We start from the raw sequence: 19,710 nt of genomic DNA on the forward strand, positions 1-19,710 counted from the left end.
GTGTGTCGTTGCTCCAGCTGTCGGTCGTGGTGTTCAGGGTCGGGTGACGGGCGGCGGGTCGAGCTCCCCGACGGTGACCGGTTCCAGGCCGCGGTCGAGCAGGCCCTCGATGATGGCCGGGAGGGCCTGGACGGTCTGGCCGCGGTCGCCGGCGCCCTCGTGCATCAGCACCACCGAGCCCGGTCCGGCGGACTCCAGGACGGTGGCGGCGATGCGCTCCGGCCCGGGTCTGGACCAGTCGCGGGAGTCGACGTCCCACAGCGTGAGGGCGGTCGGGTGCTCGTCGAGGGCGGCGAGGCCTTCGGGGCTCAGCGCGCCGTAGGGCGGGCGGAACCGGGTGGGGGCCGTGCCGGTGACCCGGGCCACCGCCTCCGTGGTGCGGTCGAGCTGCTCGCGCAGCTGGTCCGGTGTCAGGTCCGGCAGGTACGGGTGGGACCAGGAGTGGTTGCCCACCTCGTGGCCGGCCGCGGCGATCCGGCGCACCTCGTCGGGCAGGGCCGTGACGTGGTGGCCGACGCAGAAGAACGTCGCCCGGACGCGGTAGCGGTCCAGGATCTCCAGCACCCGGCGGGTGTGCACCGGGTCGGGGCCGTCGTCGAAGGTGAGCGCGACCCGGGCAACGTCCCGGCGGCCGTGCTCGAAGCAGCGTCCGGCGGCCGTCATCGCCGTCCGGATCGGCTCGGTGCGCAGCACGACCTCGTGGTACTCCTCGGCCCGGCCGGTCAGGCTGCCGCCCTCGGCGGTCACCCGCGCCAGCGTGCCGGGGGCGCTCCAGGCCTGCTCCGCCAGGCGTGCGGCCGGGACGGAGCCGAATCCCGGCCGGGGCGGCAGCACCCAGGGGTCCGCGCGGAACACCTCCAGGCCGGCCGCCGTCATCGGGCCGTCGAGCAGGCCGTTGGTGCTGTCGAGCACCACGGCCGGCACGCGGCCGTCGCCGCCCAACTCCCTGATCCAGGCCATGAGTTCGGCGACCTCGGCGGCGCCCCAGCGGCTCGGCTCGGCCGCCCTGCGGCCGGCGCCGTCGACGACCTCGACCTCGTAGCCCGCGCCCGTCCAGGCGATTCCCGCGTAGCGCGCGCTCACTCCTCCCCCAGGGCGAGCGCCGCGGTGACGATCAACTGCTCGACACCGCGCAGGAATTGCTCCATACCCGCGCGGGTGATGATCGCCGGGTCGGCGGTCATGGCGAGCTCCAGGACGCCGGGGGCGGTCAGCACGTCCACCGCGATCGAGACGTTCGTACGGGGCAGGAAGTCCGTCGGCCAGCTCAGTTCGGTATGCGCGGCCAGTTCGCCGAGCGGTGCCTTCGGGCGCTCGACGGTGTCGAACGGGCCGCTGCCCGGGTCCCGGGTGTCGTTCCACCAGTACGAGTGGTCACCCGCCTCGCCGCGCTCGACCAGCCGTGCCACCTCCCGCTCCAGCGCCCACTTGTCGTAGCCCGCGTGCCGGAACGCGCTGAAGGAGACGGACCGGGTGCGGCGCACCGCGTCCGCGAAGTCCTGGTCGGCGTCGGTGAGGAGGAACACCGCCTCCTGCGCCATCGTGCTGACCGACTCGGCGGCGGCCGGCTGGAAGCGGTTGCTCACGACCACCTGGAACAGGACGTCGCCGCTGCCGGACATCCGGGCCAGCTGGTGGGAGGCCGCGCCCAGCAGCACCGCGGCGTCGCTCACCCCGAGGTCCGCCGCCACCTGCTCGACGGCCACGGCCAGCGCGGGCGAGCGCAGCAGCGCGTTGGGGAACAGGCGGCCGGGGTCGGTGACCCTGAGTTCCGGCGCGGCGGGCTCCCGGAAGATCCGCCGGGGGCCGGCGGCCAGCCGTTCGCACCAGTAGCGGCGGGCGCCCTCGTCGCGGCGGCGCCCGAGCGGCGAGGCCTGGACGGCGGCGGCCTCCAGCGGCTGGAGGGCGGGGCGCGAGCGCAGCAGGTCCTCGGCGCGCTCCCCCGCCTCGATCAGGGCGAGGTCGCGCAGCATCCGTCCCTCGCCCCACAGGTCCATCGCGGTGTGCGAGGCCGCCAGTACCAGGCGGTGGACCAGGCCCTCGCACTCCACGAGGCCGACCCGGAAGGGCCACTCGCGTACGTGGTCGAAGGGGCGGCCCGCCAGTTCCTCCATCAGGGCCGCGCCGACGGCCGGGGCCTGCTGCGCGGAGCACGTCCGCACCGCCACCGCAAGCTCGCCGCTGCCGTCCACGACCTGCTCCAGCCCGTCCTCGCCGGCCGGCAGCAGCCTGGTGTGCAGGCTGTCGTGCATCCGCAGCAGCTCCGCCAGGTCCGCGAGGACGCGGGCGGCGGGGCGCGGCGGGGTCAGGGGCAGGTCGAGCCGCAGGTTGTACCGGGGGGCGTCGTCGCCCAGCCGGGTGACGACCCCCCAGATCGCCCGCTGCCCCCAGGTGGCCGGGCCGGTTCCGGACCTCGCGGAGTCCAGTGTGATGGTCCGTTCCTCGACCGTGGTCATCGTGTTCCGAACTTCCCTTCGGTTGCCTCGTGCGAGGCGGTGCGTGGTGGCGGGGGGTGTGGGGGCGGGGGGTGTGGGGGCGGGGGGGTGTGGGGGCGGGGGGTGTGGGGACGGCTTCAGGACAAGCCCTAGTCCAGGCCCTGGGCGATGACCATGCGCTGGATCTGGTTGGTGCCCTCGACGATCTGCAGCAGCTTGGCCTCGCGCATCCAGCGCTCCACCGGGTGGTCGGCGACGTAGCCGGCGCCGCCGAGCACCTGCACCGCGTCGGTGGTCACCTTCATCGCCACGTCGGTGGCGAACAGCTTCGCCTTCGCCGCCTCCAGCGAGTACGGCCGGCCGGCGTCCTTCAGCCGGGCGGCGGCCAGGGTGAGCGCCCGGGCCGCGGCGATCTGGGTGGCCATGTCGGCGAGCATGAAGCCGACGCCCTGGAAGGAGATGATCCGCTGCCCGAACTGGCGGCGCTCCTTGGCGTAGCGCACCGCGTAGTCGGCGGCGGCCTGGGCGATGCCGACCGCGCAGGCCGCGATGCCCAGCCGGCCGCAGTCCAGGGCGCCCATCGCGATCAGGAAGCCCTTGCCCTCCCGGCCGATCAGCCGCTCGGCCGGCACCCGGACGTCCTCGAAGCCGACCTGGGCGGTGGGGTTGGCCCACACGCCGAGCTTGCGCTCCGGCTCGTGCACCACCATGCCCGGCGTGCCGCCGGGGACCACCAGGCAGGACAGGCCCCGGGCCCCCGGGCCGCCGGTGCGGGCGAACACGTTGTAGAAGTCGGCGTGCCCGGCGTGGGTGACCCACGCCTTCGTCCCCGTGACGCGGTAGCCGTCGTCCTGGCGCACCGCGCGGGTGGTCAGCGAGGCCGCGTCCGAACCGGCCTCCGCCTCGGACAGGCAGTAGGCGCCCAGGAGTTCACCGCTGAGCATGCCGGGCAGCAGGTCCTCGCGCTGCGCCTGCGTGCCGTAGGCGGCGGTGCCGAAGCAGGCGAGGTTGTGCACGTTGACCGCCTCGGCCACCGCGAACCAGTGGTAGGCGATCTCCTCCAGCGCCTGGAGGTAGACCTCGTAGGGTTGGCCTGCGCCGCCGTACTCCTCGGGGTACGGCAGGCTCAGCAGCCCGGCCTTGCCCAGGGTGCGCACGATCTCCCGGGGGAACTCGTGGGCCGCTTCGAACTCGGCGATGCGGGGCGCGAGTTCACCGGCCGCGAGCTCCCGGACCAGGCCGAGCAGATCGGCCGCCTCCTCGGTGGGCAGGATGCGCTGGACCTTCAACGGACGACCTCCGTGGGTGTTCGGGTGGGGTGGGCGGGGTTGGGGCACGCCCTGGGTCAGGCCAGGCCCCAGGCGGCGGTCTCCGGCCAGTGCCGGGCGACCTTGCGGACGGCGTAGTCCCAGTAGGAGCGCACGGAGAGGTCGGCGTAGATGAAGTCCTGCTTGGCGGCCACGTCCCGCTCGGTGGACCAGGTGTACGGGACGCCGGTGCCCTCGGCCGTCAGCTGGAGCCGGCAGGCCCGCTCCAGCACCTGGGCGAAGACGGACGCGTGCCGCACGCTCTTGCCGACGATCACGCCGCCGTGGTTGCGCAGCAGGACGGCCGGGTGCTCGCCGAGGTCCCTGGCGATGTGGTCGCCGGTCTCGATGTCGAGGACGGTGTTGCTGGTCTCGGTGAACAGGCCGATGCGGTCGCGGAAGTAGGCGCCGTCGTGCGAGATCGGGCGCATCGGCAGGTCGGTGGCGCCGAACAGCAGGGTGTGGGGCGCGTGGCTGTGGACGATGCCGTTGACGTCCGGGCGGGCCCGGTAGATGGCCTGGTGCAGCGGCAGTTCCGGCGGGGCCAGGGGCGGCGCGGGCAGGGTGTGGTCCACCGGGCAGCGCACGACGTTCTCCGGGGTGGCCTCGTCGAAGCCCACCAGCGCGTTCTTGATGAAGAACTCGTCGCGGCCGGGGATCCGGGCGGAGATCTGGCCCTGGTTGAAGTCGTCGTGGCCGTCGAGGGAGAGCATCCGGGCGCCGGTCGCCACCTGGAGGACGAGCCGGCGTTCGGCCGGGGTCGGCGGCACCGGTTCGGCGGTGGTCATGTCGCGCTCCTCGCGGTCGGGGTCGTCGGGTGTGTGGGGGCCGTCGGGTTTGCGGGGCCCGTCGGGTGTGCCGGGGCGGTCGGGTGTGCCGGGGCGGTCGGGTGTGTGGGGGTGGTCAGTTCGTCGAAGACCGTGCGCATGGTGACCAGGCCGGGGGACGCGGTGCGGGCCCAGGCGGCGGCGGCCAGTGCGCCCCGGGCGGGCACCGTCCAGCTGCCGACGTGGTGGCGCACGTGCAGCGCCTCGCCGTCCCAGGTGTGGGTCAGCTCGTGCTCGCTGACGGGCAGTCCGGCCCGCTCGTCGGAGATGTCGGCCACCGCCGGGCCGCCGGCCCGCGCCCAGGTGTCCGCCAGTGCCAGCGCGGTGGCGCTCGGCCGGTGCGCCTTGCCGAGCGGGTGGCGCTCCCGGACGGTGGTGGTCGCCTCGAAGCGGCCCGTGGTGAGGGCGGCGGTGAGCTCGGCGATGCGCACCTGGAGGTAGTGGCCGAAGGCGAGGTTGGTGGCCCGGACCACCGGCACCTCCTCGGCCAGTTCCGCCAGCGCCTTCCACTGGGTGTCCGTCAGGTTGGACACGCAGGCGACGAGCGGGACCCGGCGGGTGGCGCAGTAGTCGAGGACCTCGGGGTGCGCGTCGGGCGCGCTGGCGTCGACGAGGACGTCCGGGACGGCCTCGGCGGCCCAGCCGCCGCGGCGGGTGGCGGTGAGGGTGACCCTCGTCCCGTCCGCCTCGCAGAGCGACCTCAGCGCCGAGCCGAGCCGGCCGAGGCCGACGATCCCGATGGTGGGGCGGGGCTGCCTGGCCGTCGGCGCCTCGGGCGTCGGGGTCCCGGGCGTCGGCGCCTCAGGCATCGGCGCCGATGCCGCTGGCGACGACGAGGGCCGTGACGGAGTCGATGGACTCGTAGTGCTCGATGGGCGCTTCCGGGTCCAGGTAGACGCCGACCTCGTTCTCGATGCTGTCGATCAGGCGCATGTAGGAGAGCGAGGAGTACCCGACGTCGCGGAGCGAGTAGTCGGCTCCGGCGAGTTCGTCGGCGGAGACGCTGCCGTCCCCGGCCGCGATGGCGAGTTCGAGGATCTTGGCGCGCAGGGCGGTGTTGTCCATGGGGAATTCCTGTGTCTCGTAAGGGGTCTTGGGGGTCGTGGGGTTCTTTGGGGTCTTGGAGGTCAGTTGCCGGGGGACGGCTCGGTGAGCAGCCGCCGCAGGCGCTCGATGGACGGCTTGCCGATCGAGTTCGCCGGGATGCTGTCCACCGGGCGGAGGATTCCGGGCACCTTGAACGCGGGGAGCGTGGCCGCGCAGTGGGCGCGCAGGGACTGTGCGGTGACGCCGGGTTCGACGGCGACGACGGCGGCCAGGGTCGGTTCGCCGTGCTGGTTCTCGGCCTCGAAGGCGACCGCGTCCAGCACTCCGGGGGCTCCGCGCAGCACCTCGGCGATCTCGATCGGGTCGATCTTGCGCCCGCCCACGTTGACCAGCCGGCTCGTGCGTCCGGTCAGGTGGAGCGCGCCGTCGACCAGGTGGCCCTGGTCGCCGGTGCGGTAGTAGCCCTCGGCGTCGACGCGCTCCTCGAAGACGCCGGGGGCGTTGAGGTAGCGCGAGCCCATCGACTCGCTCCGGACCCGGATGCCCTCCTCCGGGGCGAGCAGCCGCACACCGGGCAGGGGTGCCCCGAGCCCGCTGCCGGCGCCGTCGGCGGCGAACGTCAGCGGACCGGTCTCGGCGACGCCGTAGTAGTTGTGGACGGGCACGCCGGTGAGCCGGGTGAACTCCTCGCGGACGCTCTCGCGCAGCGGGGCGCCGGAGGAGATCGCGGTGCGCACGCCGGCGAAGCCCTCCTTCGGCGCGCGCCGCACGATCGACTCGTACAGCGCGGGGAAGGCCACCAGCCGGGTGGCGGCGGTGCTCTCCAGGAGCCGTACGACGCGGGTGGCGGTGGGCAGGCCGTGCGACAGGTGCAGCGAGGCGCCCGGCAGGAAGGCCGCCAGCAGCGAGGTGTTGAAGGCCAGGCCGTTGGAGAGCGCGGCGAAGCAGGCGATCCGGTCCTCGGCCGAGAGGCCGGTTCCCTTGACCCAGTTGGCGGCCGCCGCGGACACCGCCGCGCCGGAGAACTCGATGCAGTTGGGCCGTCCGGTGGAGCCGGAGGTGAAGCGGCAGACCTCGGTGTCGTCCAGCAGCTGCGGTCGGGGGGTCTCGGAGCGGCGCACCCGGCTGACCGTGAGGGCGCCGGACTCGCCGTCTCCCGGAGGGGTTTCGTCCACGATGGCGTCGACGTCCGCGCCCGGGGCGTGGATCAGCAGGTCCAGCCCGCAGTCCTCAGCGATCCGGGAGAGTTCGAACGGCCCGAAGGCCGAGTCGGCCAGGAACGGGACGCCGCCGGCGAACAGCACCGCGAGGTAACCGACCACGTAGTCCGCGGAGTTGGTGGCGTAGAGGCCGACCCTGGCGCGCTCGTCCGGTACGTCGAAGCGGGCGATGCGCTCCGCGGCGGCGCGGGCCCGGTCGGCGAGTTCGGCGTAGCGCAGCGATCCGCCCGCGTCGGTGACGGCGACGCGGTCGCCGTGGCGGGCGAGGACTTCGGTGAGGACACCGGGAAGGACGGGGTTCATCGGGTTCACCGCTCGTTCTGGGCGTGCGCGGTGGCAAGCCGGTCGAACTTGACGCCCGAGTCGTCCGGGCGGCCGAGCAGCAGGGCGTAGAGGATCTCGTCGTCCTCCGGCAGCCCCGCCAGCGTGCGCCACAGCGGCGAGTCGAAGCCGCCGATGGCGGTCACCCCGACCTCCGCGCGGTTCGCGCCGAGGTAGAGCAACTGGCCCAACGCGCCGCAGCGGAAGGCGAGTTCGCGCAGGCTCTCGGCGCCGGCGGCCGAGCCGGCGCCGGCGAGCGAGGTGCGCGGCACGTGCAGCAGCAGGACGGCGCCGGCCCCGGCGAGGGCGCGCTGCTGCATGCAGGCCCGGGCCACCTCGTCGGTGGACGGCAGCCGGCCCGGCTGCCGCTCACCGGTGTCCAGCCGGTACACCGCGTCCCGCCCGGGCTCGGTCGTCGAGCGCAGGACGAGGGTGGCGGACAGCGGGGAGATGCCGGGCAGGTCGGTCTCCAGCGGTGTCGACAGGGCCGAGACCGCCCGCCAGACGGCGTCGGCGGAGACGGGTTCGCCGGTGAACGCCTTGCTGGAGACGCGCGTCCCGATCAGCTCCGGCCATCCGCTCCGCTCCCCCAGGCCGCCTTCGCCGGGCGATGTCTGACGGTCGGTCCGGATGTGTGCCAGTGGAGCGGGCGCGGTGCGGGGTGCCGGAGAGCCGGGGTGCTCGGGCCACACGGCGAGGGAGTCCCAGCACGCGCTCTCCAGCCACGACCGCCAGGTGGGCCCGCGCAGGTCCCGGTCGGTGCTGTCGTGCACCGTCCAGCGGGTCCACGGCCCGTCGGCCGCGCCCGCCGTGTCCGCGGCGGCCGGCACCAGGACCGCGGAGTGGATCTCCCGGTGGTTCTCGCCCGCCTCCAGCAGCTCCGAGAGGGGTTCCCTCGGGAAGCGCAGCCGCAGCGTCCCCCGCGCCCCGCGGCCGGCCGCGGCCAGGACGAGGTTGGCGGCCGCGTGGCCCGCGTCGAGCTGGGTGTACAGGTATCCGCGGTCGCCGTACTTGCGCATCGACAGCCAGGGCCGGGTGAGGGTGACCACCAGGGCTCCGCCGTCGTCCGGGACGGCCAGCGCGGACGCCGCCAGCGCGGCGGCGACCCGCTCCCCCGCGGCCAGCCGGGCGCAGATGCGGCGGTCGGCGTCGAGCCGGTAGGCCGTCGGCACCCCGTCCTCCACGGCGAGGACGGCGAACTCGTACGGGTACACGGCCCCGGCCGACGGCACCGCCCGCGCCACGTACGAGCCGCAGGCCCGGTTGGCGCGGCTGGTGAACACGCCCTCGTCCACCATCGACAGGGCACGGCGCAGGCCCGGGGCGGCGACGGGCTCGGCGGGCGGCTCGGGCGACGCCGGCGGCAGGGCCACCCGGGCCCACAGCTCGTCGGCGCGGCCCGCGCACGCGCCCCGGGGCGCGTCGGCGACCGCCACGGACTCCTGGGTGATCAGATTTCCTTGCACGTCTGACGCAGACCTCCAATTCTCTGGCAATCCACCAAATACGCATGCGGGAGACGGCCGGAAAAGCAGGCAGGCGAAATCGGCCCACCGCACTTTTCGGCAGCCCGGTGCACCACGGAGGAAAATGTGGGGGGATACCGCAAAAGCTTGCAACGGTGCCCTCGGCGGGGCATTTCCACTGCCCTCGACCAGCACCGACGGGTTCTCGGATCGCGAGACGGACTATTCGACGGTCATTCGACCGCGCGGCACCGGCCGTGCCGCGCCGCCCCCGGCGACCACTCGCCCATTCGTCCCCCGTCTCACGATGTGACACGTACCCGATCCACGGCCCGAACCACGTGAACCACGTGAACCCATGATCGGTTACGGCCGTTGCCAGCATGCCAAGCACGCCGGGCAATGGTCAAGACCAATCCCGATAACGCCGCAGGATGAATCCAGCCAACCGGGTGAATGCTGTGAATCGGACATCAATGCGGATCACACATCAATGCGGATTGCCCGCCCCTCACCGACACCCCGGACAACCTCGGCAATTCGTCCCGGCCGGCGCCGACCGGGCCGGTGTCGGTGGCGCCCGATAGCGTCGAAGGGCACGCAGGAGGCGTGCGGGTGGCGACCCGCAAGGAGGAGGACCGCGATGGCGACCTTCACACTCGTTCCCGGGGCCGACGGCCGGGCCTGGTTCTGGCACCGGCTGGTGCCCGAGCTGCGGGACCGGGGGCACGACGTGGTCACGATGGACCTGCCGGGCGACGACTCGGCGGGCCTGGAGGAGTTCGCGCAGGCGATCGTCTCGGCGGTGGAACGGCACGCCGGCCTCGCCACTCCCCTGGTCCTGGTGGCGCAGTCCCTCGCGGGTTTCTCGGCTCCGCTGGTGTGCGGGCGGCTGCCGGTGCCCGTCGCCGAGCTGGTGCTGCTCAACGCCATGGTCCCGGCCCCCGGGGAAACGGCCGGGCAGTGGTGGGAGGACACCGGCCAGGCCGAGGCCCGCTCCGACTACGCGGCGGCCACCGGGCGCGGCCCCGATCCCGGGTTCGACCTGCGGACCGACTTCTTCCACGACGTCCCGGCCGAGGTGACCGAGGAGGCGCTGTCCGCCGGCGGCTCGCCGCCGCCCTCCGCGCTGTTCGCCCAGCCGTGGCCGCTGACGCGCTGGCCGCAGGTGCCGACCCGCTTCCTCCAGGGGCGGGAGGACCGCTTCTTCCCCCTGGAGTTCCAGCGCGGGATCGTCCGGGAGCGGCTGGGCCTGGAGATCGAGGAGATCCCCGGCGGCCACCTGGCCGCACTCAGCCGCCCCCGGGAACTGGCGGACGCGCTGCTGCGCACGGTGCCCGCGTAGTCGCGGGTGCTGTGCGGGCGGGGCGCGCTCAGGCGCCCCAGCCGGTGTCCGGGGTAACGGCGGGCGGGAGAGAGACAGGACGGAGGGCGGCGGGGGCGGTGTGCATGTGTGGTCTCCGGGAAGTCGCACGTCACCGGACGGACGAGGAGCGGGCCACCGTGGTCCGTTCGCGTCCGACCGGACGGATGCGCCGATCGTCACTCCGCCCCCTCACAGGCATCTAACATGTCGATAACAGCGACTCACGACCGATGTGACCGTTCGTCACACCCGGGGGGAGCCGGCATGGGAATCCGGTTCGGGCTGCTCGGACCGCTGCGGATGGAACGCGACGGGCAGGCGCTGCCGGTCGCCGGCCCGAAGGTGCGGACGCTGCCGGCCGTGCTCCTCACCGCGCCCGGTGAGGCCGTCCGGGTCGACGCTCTGGTGGACCTGCTGTGGGACGGGGCCCCGCCCCGTACGACGCTGGCGTCCCTGCACAATCACGTCAACCGGCTGCGCACGGCGCTCGGTCCGGACGGCGCCCGGCTGCGATCGGTGCCCAACGGCTACCTGCTGGCCGTGGAGCCGGACGAGCTGGACCTCCACCTGGACGCCGCGCAGGCGATCTACGCCGAGGAGGGCGTCGAGGAGGGCCTGGCCATGGTCCTGCTCGTCAGGGCGCTCTCCTTCCTCAAGGACGGCCGGCTCGGCGAGGGCCTCGCGGCCGCGCGCGGGTCCGTCGAGCTGTTCCGCCGCGCGGAGGGCCGGGACAATCCCGTGGCCCTGTGCACGCTGGCCCGGCTGCACCTGGCGACGGGGGACGCCGCGCTGGCCGAGCCGGTCTTCCGGCGGTACGCGGAGGTGTTCCGCCGCGAACTGCCCTCCGTGGTGCCCACGACGCTGACCGGCCTGGGCGCGTCCCTGGCCGCGCTCGGCCGGGAGCAGGAGGCCCTGGAGGCCCTGGCCGAGGCGCTGTCCACCGCCGAGGCGCTCGGGGACCGCAGCGCCGCCGCCGTGGCCCTGCACACGACCGCCACCGTGCACGCCTGCTCCGGACGGACCGACGCCGCCCGGGACTGCTGGACCCGGGCCCTGGCCCTCGCCCGTCGCGCGGGCCTCGCGAAGGTGACCGACGACAGCCTCGACGGGCTGGAGTCCCTGGCCGCGTCCTGAGCCGGCCCGTGCCCGGCCGGGCCCCTTCGGCTTCGACGGCGGCTTCCCGCGGACACGGTGGTGGGGGGGGGGGGCGCCGCCCCGGCCCCCCCCCACGACCCGATTCGGGGAACGGCTACTCGTCCACCCCGAGCGTGCTCATGTAGCTGTTGGCACAGGGCCACAACGCGGGCGCGTCCTCCTCCAGCTCCTGCAGTTCGAGAATCTCCTCCATGACGGTCACCTCCCTCCCAAGGTCGTCGGTGCCGGGGGCCGCGAGTCGAGGAGGGGCAGGGCTGGCCCGTCCTTCTCGAACGCGGAACTCAGGGCGAGCAGGACGCCCGCCGCTCCCGTGGCCAGGTCGGCGGAGAGCCGCAAGCCGTGGGTACCCGGGAAGGCGAGGTGGCCCCGATAGGACCGGGCGTGCCAGGCCAGACGGTGGATTTGAGTACGAATGGCCGGGGAGTCGCCGGTTTCGCCGAGGGCGGCGAGGACCGCGATGCCACCCGCACGGCCGCGGAACAGGCCGCTGTTGCGCACGAACAGCGCCTCACAGGTACGGCGGATCGCAAGGAGAGCGGCGGCCACGGCGGGGTCATGCCGGTGGCGGAGGAAGGCCCGCAGGCCGAAGGCGAGCCCGATGCTGCCACCATGCAGGTACGGGAGGTGGTGCTTCCCGCTGAAAAGGGCGAAGGCCCCGTCGGGGAGGACCTCACAGCGGGCCAGATCCTGTTTCAGTGCGGTGCCGGCGAGGTCCAGCCAGCGGCTGCCGTGGCCCTGCTCGTACAGTCGAAGGAACGGCAGGGCGAGACCGGCTCCGCCGTGCAGCAGCCCGAAGGGCGGATGCTGACCCGGTGTCACTGCTGGTTCACCACTCAGCAGTCTGGCGGCGGCCGCTTCGCCCAGACACAGGGCCTGCTCGCGGAAGGTGTCGTCCCCGGTGGTGCCAGCGAAATACAACAGGTTCAGCATGATGCCGGCCGCGCCGCCCGCCAGGGACGGGTCGAGGTCGCCGGTCCCGCGCGCACTCCATCGCTCCAGAGCTTCCAGGGCCTCATCCCGCCAGCCCAGCAGGTCGAGAGTGAGCGCGGCACCGTGCAGGCCATCGTAGAGCCCGGGCCGCGGTGTGCGGTCGCGCTCGACGGCGGCCACCAGCCACTGAATGTAGGCATCGGGGACCTCGGCGCCGGCATGGTGGAGCGCGTAGAGCACACCCGCCGCACCATGGCCCAGTGAATAACCCCCGCCGCTGGTAGGACTGGTCGGAGTGGCGGGGAAGAGCCGGTCCGGGCGCTCGGGTGAGGCCATGACGTGGATTCCGTCCACCAGTGAGTCCCGGATCGCCGGCCAATCGAGCGGGTCGGCCATAAGGAGCGTACCTGCGTCGTCGTCCTCCGGGGGCGCCCCCGGGAAGGTGAACAGTGCGGTGCGGTGGTCAGGCAGCAGAGGGTACAGCTCGTCGATCGTCTGCGCCGACCTGCGGAACTCCGCCGGCTGCAGTCCCGGTAGCGGCAAGAGGAGCCACAGCTGCAGTTGGTGGAGCAGGTAGGCGGTGGCCTCGGCTCCCCGCAGGCCAGCGGGGGCTGTGCAGCCGGCTTGGCCCACGGCTGGGGCGCGGTCGTCGTCGAGGTCGGTGGCGGTCTCGAAATCGGCCAGCACGATTCGGCCGTCCGGCCCGAGCAGGATCTTGTCCGGGTTCAGCTCACCCAGCCGCACTCCCCGGGCATGCAAGCGTCCGAGCACGTCTGCCAGGGAGTCGAGCACGCCCATAGCCCAACTGACGTACTGGGCCGCCTCGTTCGCAGCTCGCTCCTCGGTTGTCAGCGGAAGCGCGGCTGCCGCGGCTTCGGCGAGCGTCCTGCCCTCGATCCGTTCCACCGCGAGGAAGTGGTGCCCCCCATACACGTGGTGTCCGATCACCCGGGGCACGCACTCGAGCCCTGCGAGCCGTTCCAGAGTCGCGTGCTCCCGGGTCAGCCGGGCGACCGCGTCCTCGCTACGCCGATCGAGTCCGGCATGGGGCCGGGCTTCGCGCAGCTCCACCTCCCGGCCCGAGCGGGCCTCGGCCGCCAGGTAGGTTCCACCTGCATTGGTGAACTGCATCGCCCGTCGCACCTGGTAGGGGAACGGTTCGGCGGGCCCGGCGTGCAGGGCCTCCTGGTCCTGGCGCAGCGGCTCGGGCAGAGCAACCCAGTCGGGGCAGGTGAAGACTGGACGGCTCTCGTTGGGAACGAGAGTGCCGTCCGGCTTTCGCAACGTCTCTGCGGCGCCCAGGATTTCAAGACCGTTCGGGGTCTTGAAGGAGCCGTAGCGAGCGTAGAGCGGGCCGGAGCGGTGGCGCAGCGCCCCCAGGGCAGATGGGCCGGGCACCCCCTCCAGCCTGCCGCCGAGCTCCCCAAGCGCCCGCCTCAACTCGCCCTCGTCCGCGGGGTAGAGAGTGATCGGGCGGCCGCTGCTCAACCGATAGGCGTGCTTGTCGCCCAGGGCACGAGCACACGCAACGCTTCGAATGATGTCGTAGCCCACACGGTGGCGGACGGCCCAGTCGGCGACAGCCTGCGCCGTCCGGGCCAAGTGAGGCAGAGCCGGTGAGACGTGGATCAGCCAGCCCTGCTCGGGCAGCGCGAGACCACGCGGCCGCAGCCGCACGAACCAGCCGCTCTCGACCCTGTCCCAGCCCTCGGGCGGCTCGCCTGCTGCCGGGGCCAGTGCCGTTCCACCGTCCGGCAGTTGTTCCGGGAGTTCGAAGAAGTCCGGGTCGGCCAGACAGAAACGGTCGAAGTCCTTCAGCCGCATCAGGTCGCTCACCGAACAGGGCCGCTCGCTTCCTGGATGGGCACCACGAATTCCGGCGGTTCTTGCCGTACCGAACGCCGCTCGATCCTTGCCAGGTCCTCGGGGGACGCGAATCGCCGGTCCATCCGCCGTACAGCTTCCGCCCAGCCCTGCATCGAGCGGACGGAGGAGAGCGTCTGCACCACGAACGGATCCCTCAGACGCTCCCGCCCGCGCCGCCACAGCACATGCCCCGGCTCCTCCAGCAAGCTTCCGACCGTGCCCTCATACACGGCGCCGGCGCGGACCGCCCCGTCGGGTTCCACCTGCATCACCGGCGCGGACGCGCCCTGGGCAACGCGTTCCGGTTCCATGACGAGATCGAAGTTGTCAGTGGTGTGAACGGAGACCGAGGGCGGAGCGAGCTTCCGCAAGCGTGCGAGGAACTCCGAGCTGGTCAGTTGCCGGACCTGCTGGTCGTCGAGCAGTTCGCACCGGCCGAACTCCGGCCGGCTCGCGAGCCCCGCCGGCACCGCGGCGTTGAACACCAGCGTCCCCAACCCGGGGAACCGTGGCGCGATCTCCGAGGCGAGCAACTCCAGCTGGTCGAAGTTGCCGCGCACCACGACGCAGTCGATGCCGAACCGAAGTTTGCGGGCACCGCCCCGCCGCCGCTCGTGCGCCTCCTCGTCCAGCAGGCCGAGCGCAGCCATGACGCGTTCGAAGGAGCCGACCCGACCGCGGATCCGGTCGTGGACCTCTGCGGTGGCTCCGTCCACGCTGACCACCACCTCGTCGAAGCACTCCGCCAGGCGCAAAACCATCGCTCGGTCCATCACCCATCCGCTCGTGTTGACGGATGTCCGGACTCCCGCCTGCCGAAGCCTCACCGCCACGTCGAACAGCCCTGGCACAATGAGCGGTTCGCCCCCGGACAGTGCCACTACCCTCGGGCCGAGATCGATCAGCGCGTCGGCGACCCGCAGCATGTCGGCCCGGCCCAGCTGCCGCGCGGGACGCCGACCGGACTCGCTGTAACAATGCGAGCACCGCAGCGGGCACGCGTACGTCGTGTCCCACACGACTACCTCAGGCCCGTCAACGGCAGCCATCTCTCCCCCATCTCGTGGAGCCTTACTGAATCTCAGGAAAGCAGCCAGGACGAGCGGATAAGGCCATGACACGGCTGGCTTCACCTGATGCAGTGAAGCCCAGTCAGGATTCGGTCTTTGACTGCCGGCGGCGCTATGCGTCCGAATCTGCCGCGTCGAGCGGCGACGGCCAGGACGCGGCCGATGCGGCAGGTAGGCCACCATCCCGGTCCCCGTCTACGGCGCTCAGTCGGGTGAAGGCTGCGAAAGCGTACCGGCCGGCCCTGCTCTGCCTTGATCGCAGAGAGCTAATCACGCTTCGCCGTCCCCACAGAACGAGTCCGAACGGGCAGCTGGGTCACGCCGGCGGCGGCGCCGAGTTCCGCTTTGGCCTGCTCCAGTTCGAGCGACAGTTCGGCGATGATCCGGCGCATCACCTTGGTTCTCGACCGCTCCTCGGCCAGTTCGGTCCTCAGTTCGGCTGTCTCTGCCTTGAGGGTGCGGTTGGCGTCGGCGAGTTCCTGCATCGCGGTCGGGGTGGAGTCCTGGGCCTTGGCTCGGGCCTGGAAGTCCTGGACGAGGTCGGTGTGGCCATAGACGATGTCGCGCCGAAGATCGCTCTCGGTGATCAGCTCGGAAGCCGTGAGCTTTCCGGACGACGAGCGCAGGGGTGTGCCGGCCAGGAGACGGTCGGCCGCCGCGCGGATGGCGGCCCGATCGGCGTCCTGGTCGCGTGGTCGGCGTCCCATCAGTGCTCCCGCGTCTGGTTGTTGGAAACCGTCGTGTGTTCGTGCGCGTCGATGATGGCGCGGCTGCCGGCGGCCAGGGCTGCGGCACGGTCACGCAGAGGTCGCGGTGCCAGCCGGTCCGCTGCCGTGACCTCCCACTGCTTGAGTCGCAGTCGCTGCTCGACGATGCTCCGGTCGGTGTAGGCCAGGTTGGTGCACGCCAAGCGGCATTCCGACTCGTCGGGGCCGTCCTCTGCGGGCAGGCCGGCCTCGAGCCGGGCCTGGCGGCAGGCCGCGGTCTCGCGTCGCCACACGCAGGTCATGCCGTCGCCGTGGTGGATGTTCGGGTTCGCCTGGTCCAGGAGCCGCTCCACGCTCTTTTCGGCGGTGACCACGCGTCCGGAGAAGCGGGCACGAGCCCGCACCCGGTGCCGATACTCGTCGGCCGAGGGCCCGGACACGTGCTCGCCCTCATCGAGTAGGCGCGCGTCCTGCTCGTTCTGCTCCAGCACCATCTCCAGGGTCTCGATGTGGATATCGTCCATCCATGTCGTGTCGGAGCGCCCCGCGTAGCTCAAGGTCACTTTCGTGTGGACATGGGCGTACTGCAGGGCGGCTGCCACCAGTCCGCGTGGCCGGCGGACGATGAAGTACGCCAGCGTGCGCCGGAACCGGCTGGCATGGAGGTGCTTGGTCGGATCCGGTGGGATCGGCAGGGCTTCACCGGGGCAGTGGAAGGTCGCGTTCACCCAGGCCAGGAAGTCCTCCAGGTCGTTGTTGATCGACCAGCCCTGGCGGGCATTGAACTCGTTCGGGCGTGCGGCGTGCGCGTTCGTGAAGCTGGCGGGAAAGAGGAACGGGTATTCGCCGAGGCTCTCCAGCAGGGCGATTGCGGCGTGGACCGGGGCGACGACTACCCACGGGCGCTGGTCTTCCGTCGCCTCCTCGGGCAGCAGTGAGGCGCGGTCGAAGCCCTTGCCCCGACGGCCGACCATCAGCAGCTCTCCGGTCTCTTCATCGACTTCCCGGCAGCCGGGCCGCAGGTTGAGCACCTCGCCCGGGCGAGCGCCGCTGAGGTAACAGATAACCACGAAGCAGGCGGCGGCGACCATGCGGACCAGCGTCCGCAGCTCTGCGAGGGTGATTGGCGTCTCGCGCCAGGGCCGGCCGTCGATCAGTCCGGCGATCTGCCCGACATAGGTGTCCTGCGCGACCGGCAGCCCTGAGTCGCTCAGCATCCGCTTCTGGTTCGGGGTGATGCCCACGCGAACCTTGAGTTCGGGCGTGCGGATCATGCGCTTGATGGCGTGGCAGTTGACCGTCACCGTGCCGTCCTTGTGCCGGAGGCCCGGAAGCGACTCGCCGGTGCGGCGGCACCGCTCGATGTACTGCAGCAAGCGGTCGGCGGTCGGCCCGCGGAACTCGGCCTGGGAGGGGTGGACGCCCGCGTTGATCTGCTGGTGGGTCACCCAGGCGTCGCGGACGTCCGGGCCCACTGCCTCCACGACGTGCAAGGCCCAGGCCAGCAGGGCGGTCATGGTCTCCGGGGCAATCCGGGGCGTCTTGTTCTCGCGGCCTTCGGCCGGGCGCTTCGGATCGTCGTCGGAGGCTCCCGGCCACGGGTAGCCAGTGGACAGGCGTCCTTCCTCGGGCAGGTGGGGGCCGTAGAGCCACAACGTGCGGACTGCGGCAAGCATGTCGATCTTCCGGCCCTCTTTGCGTGAGAGACCGAGGACATGTGCACGATAGGCGTCCAGGGCCTGCGCAGTGACATCGCACAGGCGTGTGATCCCGTGGTCGTCGAGCCACTTCGCGAAGATCTCCAGGTCCATGAACCAGTAGCGGAAGGTGGCGACGCCGGCGCGCTCACCGCCGCGCTGCACGGTTGGGTCCCCGGGGTAGGGGTGGTCGAGTGCGGCCAGGAAGAAGGTCTTGAACGGGAGTTGGAGGGTATTCGGGTAGCGGGCCCAGATCAGAGCGGCGACGTTGACGTGCGCGTCGGGGTGCGCGGGTTTGATGTGCCAGAGCGGATCGCCGAAGCGGGAAAGCATGGCCGGATCGGTTCCCGCGCGAAGGGCTCGGTTGCGCAGGATGACCGTGTCCGCGGCTGGCCACGGATTCTCTTGCTGTTCGAGCGGCCGGAGCGCGGCTGTGGTCATCGCAGGTCCAATCGGCCGTCGAGGAGATCGTCGACGAGGTGCTGGTGGTCGTCCGTGAGGTCCGCGCGGGCTTTGCCGCGCTCGGCGTCGGTGTAGTGGTCGATGATGTCCTCCAGCTGCTGCAGGGGATTGCGGAAGCGGGCTCGCCACAGAGCCGGGTCGAGGTTGGGCCGGCGCTGGAGGATGCCGTCGCGCACGGCCAACTGGATCGGGAGCTGGTGCGGGAGGGCTCGGGCGTTCGCGCAGCTCAGGCAGTCCAGAAACGAGGCCGGGCAGGGCTGACCGGCCTCTGCGACGGGGCTGGAGAGATGGTCGACGCAGCCCACGGTGGCGGTGTCACGCTGGGCACCGAGGAGTTCCTTGAGCGACTGCGGTTCCAGCCCGACCTGCGCGGCGGCCCCGGCCAGGTCCTGGCGGGCCTGTTCGATGAAGTCCGCGGTGAAGACCAGGACGGCCTGCACTGCGCGGGCCTTGGCGACCTCCTGGCGTAACGCGGCTGCGACGACCCGTCGGCTGTCGGCCTGCACGGTGCGGCTGCCTTTGAGGTAGAGGTCATTGAGGGTGCGCCGCGAGTGCGCGACCGGGTGGCGACGGCGTTCCAGTGCCGTCTGCCGGATCCTCTTCACGTCCACCGCCGGCGGTCCGCCGGGCACGGCATTCCTGGCAGCGGGAAACCCGTGCGACCGTGCCCACGCCAGGACGTCACTGGCGTCCGCACCCACGCCCCAGGACGATCCGGTCTTGCCGCTGCCGAGGTACAGCGAGGCGAACGCCGCCGATGCCCCGCCGTGTCGGCGTGCCAACTCGCTCAGCGACAAGAGAAGTTGGTACACCCGCAACGGGGAGCGCATCAGCCGGCGCTCCTCGGCGCTCGCGCCGAGCAAGTCGGCGAGATCGGCGGGCAGGTCCTCGAGGGCAGCGATCATGTGTTCCCGCTCGGGACCGCGGCGCGGTTTGGCCTCCTCGATCAGCACGAGTCCCTCGTTCTCCCGCGCTCCGCCGGGGTGGAAGTGAGCGGCGGGCCAGGTGGCCACCGTGCCGAAGTTCTCCTGCGTCAACCCGGTCAGCAGCAGGCAGAACGCGGTCGCTTCCGACCGCGTCAGGCAAAGACGCGGGGCCAGGACCCGAAAGCCGCCAGCCCGCACGACCGCCCTGTTGTGGTTCCCCGAGGGCAGTCGCGGCAGCTCCCCGGTGCGGTCGAAGATGTCCAGGAGCGAGCCCACCTCCGACTGATGCAGGCTCAGGCTCGAGTCGTTGGCGCGCCAACGGGCCAGCAAGCGGCGCCCCACCTCGATCCTCTCCCGGGCGAGCCGGACATCGCGGCGTGCCGCCGTCATGATCGCCTGCCAGTCCGCATCCGGGTACGATCCGGGCCGCTCGATCTCGGCCCCCTTGACACGCACGTCCAGCAGCGTCTGCCAGGCGTCCTCGGGCAGTTCGGGGTCTCCCCGCAGCAGCGTACGTAGGCGCTTGACGTAGTCGTGCTGCACAGGTCGGCCGTCGTAGAAGTCGACGTACGCCTGGATGTGATTGCCCGTCAGGTCATCGGGTGAAGCCGGCTTCGGATCGCAGCCAGCCAGGACGTCGGCGAAGCTGCTGGCGGTGTAGAAGTGCCCCTCGGCGGTCCCGAAGCGTTTGCTCGACGTCCGGGCTGTACCGACTCTCCGACTGAAGGATCGGGCCAGCCACTGCTGCATGGCGGGCGCGACCTTGAACTTCGAGAAGTCATAGGTTCTGGCCCGGCGGCCGGACTCCTCCAGGAAGCGGACCAGTGTCCCGCCGCCTTCGGGCAGGATTCCACGCTGCGGCGGCTGCCAAGACGGCTCCGGGAGGGACGCCCGGCGCCCTCCCCGGC

At 72.2% G+C, this 19,710-nt stretch carries 15 protein-coding genes; 2 read left to right on the top strand and 13 right to left on the bottom strand.

The window, feature by feature from the left end:
• Positions 1-33: 33 nt before the first annotated feature.
• From ACFVSN_RS05925 to ACFVSN_RS05960, 8 genes are all read right to left on the bottom strand, one after another.
• Positions 34-1,083: a polysaccharide deacetylase family protein gene (locus tag ACFVSN_RS05925; RefSeq protein ID WP_387596144.1), complete on the bottom strand. Its 1,050-nt coding sequence runs from the start codon at positions 1,081-1,083 to the stop codon at positions 34-36.
• On the bottom strand, positions 1,080-2,456 hold the full coding sequence (locus ACFVSN_RS05930; RefSeq protein ID WP_387953788.1) for a condensation domain-containing protein: 1,377 nt from the start codon (positions 2,454-2,456) through the stop codon (positions 1,080-1,082). Before ACFVSN_RS05930 ends, ACFVSN_RS05925 begins: the two co-directional genes overlap by 4 nt.
• 128 nt (positions 2,457-2,584) lie before the next feature.
• Positions 2,585-3,724, bottom strand: coding sequence for an acyl-CoA dehydrogenase family protein (locus tag ACFVSN_RS05935; RefSeq protein ID WP_380505857.1), 1,140 nt, complete (start codon positions 3,722-3,724; stop codon positions 2,585-2,587).
• Between the two features lie 56 nt (positions 3,725-3,780).
• A complete protein-coding gene (locus ACFVSN_RS05940) occupies positions 3,781-4,530 on the bottom strand; it encodes a class II aldolase/adducin family protein (RefSeq protein WP_380446819.1) in 750 nt (249 codons plus the stop codon).
• Positions 4,527-5,378, bottom strand: a complete 852-nt coding sequence (locus ACFVSN_RS05945; protein ID WP_387596137.1) for a dihydrodipicolinate reductase C-terminal domain-containing protein — start codon at positions 5,376-5,378, stop codon at positions 4,527-4,529. Before ACFVSN_RS05945 ends, ACFVSN_RS05940 begins: the two co-directional genes overlap by 4 nt.
• Positions 5,371-5,634: a phosphopantetheine-binding protein gene (locus tag ACFVSN_RS05950; RefSeq protein WP_380446824.1), complete on the bottom strand. Its 264-nt coding sequence runs from the start codon at positions 5,632-5,634 to the stop codon at positions 5,371-5,373. Before ACFVSN_RS05950 ends, ACFVSN_RS05945 begins: the two co-directional genes overlap by 8 nt.
• Positions 5,635-5,696: 62 nt before the next feature.
• On the bottom strand, positions 5,697-7,139 hold the full coding sequence (locus tag ACFVSN_RS05955; RefSeq protein ID WP_387953790.1) for a class I adenylate-forming enzyme family protein: 1,443 nt from the start codon (positions 7,137-7,139) through the stop codon (positions 5,697-5,699).
• A gap of 5 nt (positions 7,140-7,144) precedes the next feature.
• Positions 7,145-8,623 carry a nitroreductase family protein gene (locus ACFVSN_RS05960; RefSeq protein WP_387953792.1) on the bottom strand — a complete coding sequence of 493 codons (1,479 nt, stop codon included), beginning with the start codon at positions 8,621-8,623 and terminating at the stop codon, positions 7,145-7,147.
• A gap of 643 nt (positions 8,624-9,266) precedes the next feature.
• Between ACFVSN_RS05960 and ACFVSN_RS05965 the strand changes: the two genes are divergently transcribed.
• Both ACFVSN_RS05965 and ACFVSN_RS05970 read left to right on the top strand, forming a co-directional pair.
• Positions 9,267-9,968 carry an alpha/beta fold hydrolase gene (locus ACFVSN_RS05965; protein WP_380495970.1) on the top strand — a complete coding sequence of 234 codons (702 nt, stop codon included), beginning with the start codon at positions 9,267-9,269 and terminating at the stop codon, positions 9,966-9,968.
• 285 nt (positions 9,969-10,253) lie between these two features.
• A complete protein-coding gene (locus ACFVSN_RS05970) occupies positions 10,254-11,123 on the top strand; it encodes a tetratricopeptide repeat protein (protein WP_387953794.1) in 870 nt (289 codons plus the stop codon).
• Between the two features lie 219 nt (positions 11,124-11,342).
• Here the strand turns inward: ACFVSN_RS05970 and lanKC are convergent, their stop codons facing one another.
• From lanKC to ACFVSN_RS05995, 5 genes are all read right to left on the bottom strand, one after another.
• On the bottom strand, positions 11,343-13,910 hold the full coding sequence (lanKC, locus tag ACFVSN_RS05975) for a class III lanthionine synthetase LanKC (protein ID WP_387596626.1): 2,568 nt from the start codon (positions 13,908-13,910) through the stop codon (positions 11,343-11,345).
• On the bottom strand, positions 13,907-14,989 hold the full coding sequence (locus tag ACFVSN_RS05980; RefSeq protein WP_387596629.1) for a radical SAM protein: 1,083 nt from the start codon (positions 14,987-14,989) through the stop codon (positions 13,907-13,909). Before ACFVSN_RS05980 ends, lanKC begins: the two co-directional genes overlap by 4 nt.
• A 287-nt stretch (positions 14,990-15,276) precedes the next feature.
• Complete coding sequence (locus tag ACFVSN_RS05985) at positions 15,277-15,717, bottom strand: hypothetical protein (RefSeq protein WP_387596632.1); 441 nt, start codon at positions 15,715-15,717, stop codon at positions 15,277-15,279.
• Positions 15,717-17,855 (bottom strand): integrase, encoded by a 2,139-nt coding sequence (locus ACFVSN_RS05990; protein ID WP_387596635.1) that lies wholly within the window; start codon positions 17,853-17,855, stop codon positions 15,717-15,719. The genes ACFVSN_RS05985 and ACFVSN_RS05990 overlap by 1 nt, the downstream gene beginning before the upstream one ends.
• Positions 17,852-19,552: a hypothetical protein gene (locus ACFVSN_RS05995; protein WP_387596638.1), complete on the bottom strand. Its 1,701-nt coding sequence runs from the start codon at positions 19,550-19,552 to the stop codon at positions 17,852-17,854. The genes ACFVSN_RS05990 and ACFVSN_RS05995 overlap by 4 nt, the downstream gene beginning before the upstream one ends.
• Positions 19,553-19,710 lie beyond the last annotated feature (158 nt).

It is taken from the genome of Kitasatospora sp. NPDC057904, assembly GCF_042887925.1.
Taxonomy (GTDB): Bacteria; Actinomycetota; Actinomycetes; order Streptomycetales; family Streptomycetaceae; genus Kitasatospora.

What these genes read in the sequence shown, in the direction of transcription:
- ACFVSN_RS05965 (WP_380495970.1), top strand. Translation starts at nt 9,267, where the DNA reads ATGGCGACCTTCACACTCGTTCCCGGGGCCGACGGCCGGGCCTGGTTC.
- ACFVSN_RS05955 (WP_387953790.1), bottom strand. Translation starts at nt 7,139, where the DNA reads ATGAACCCCGTCCTTCCCGGTGTCCTCACCGAAGTCCTCGCCCGCCAC.
- ACFVSN_RS05940 (WP_380446819.1), bottom strand. Translation starts at nt 4,530, where the DNA reads ATGACCACCGCCGAACCGGTGCCGCCGACCCCGGCCGAACGCCGGCTC.
- ACFVSN_RS05990 (WP_387596635.1), bottom strand. Translation starts at nt 17,855, where the DNA reads ATGACCACAGCCGCGCTCCGGCCGCTCGAACAGCAAGAGAATCCGTGG.
- ACFVSN_RS05970 (WP_387953794.1), top strand. Translation starts at nt 10,254, where the DNA reads ATGGGAATCCGGTTCGGGCTGCTCGGACCGCTGCGGATGGAACGCGAC.
- ACFVSN_RS05985 (WP_387596632.1), bottom strand. Translation starts at nt 15,717, where the DNA reads ATGGGACGCCGACCACGCGACCAGGACGCCGATCGGGCCGCCATCCGC.
- ACFVSN_RS05980 (WP_387596629.1), bottom strand. Translation starts at nt 14,989, where the DNA reads ATGGCTGCCGTTGACGGGCCTGAGGTAGTCGTGTGGGACACGACGTAC.
- ACFVSN_RS05950 (WP_380446824.1), bottom strand. Translation starts at nt 5,634, where the DNA reads ATGGACAACACCGCCCTGCGCGCCAAGATCCTCGAACTCGCCATCGCG.
- ACFVSN_RS05995 (WP_387596638.1), bottom strand. Translation starts at nt 19,552, where the DNA reads ATGCAGCAGTGGCTGGCCCGATCCTTCAGTCGGAGAGTCGGTACAGCC.
- ACFVSN_RS05945 (WP_387596137.1), bottom strand. Translation starts at nt 5,378, where the DNA reads ATGCCTGAGGCGCCGACGCCCGGGACCCCGACGCCCGAGGCGCCGACG.
- ACFVSN_RS05930 (WP_387953788.1), bottom strand. Translation starts at nt 2,456, where the DNA reads ATGACCACGGTCGAGGAACGGACCATCACACTGGACTCCGCGAGGTCC.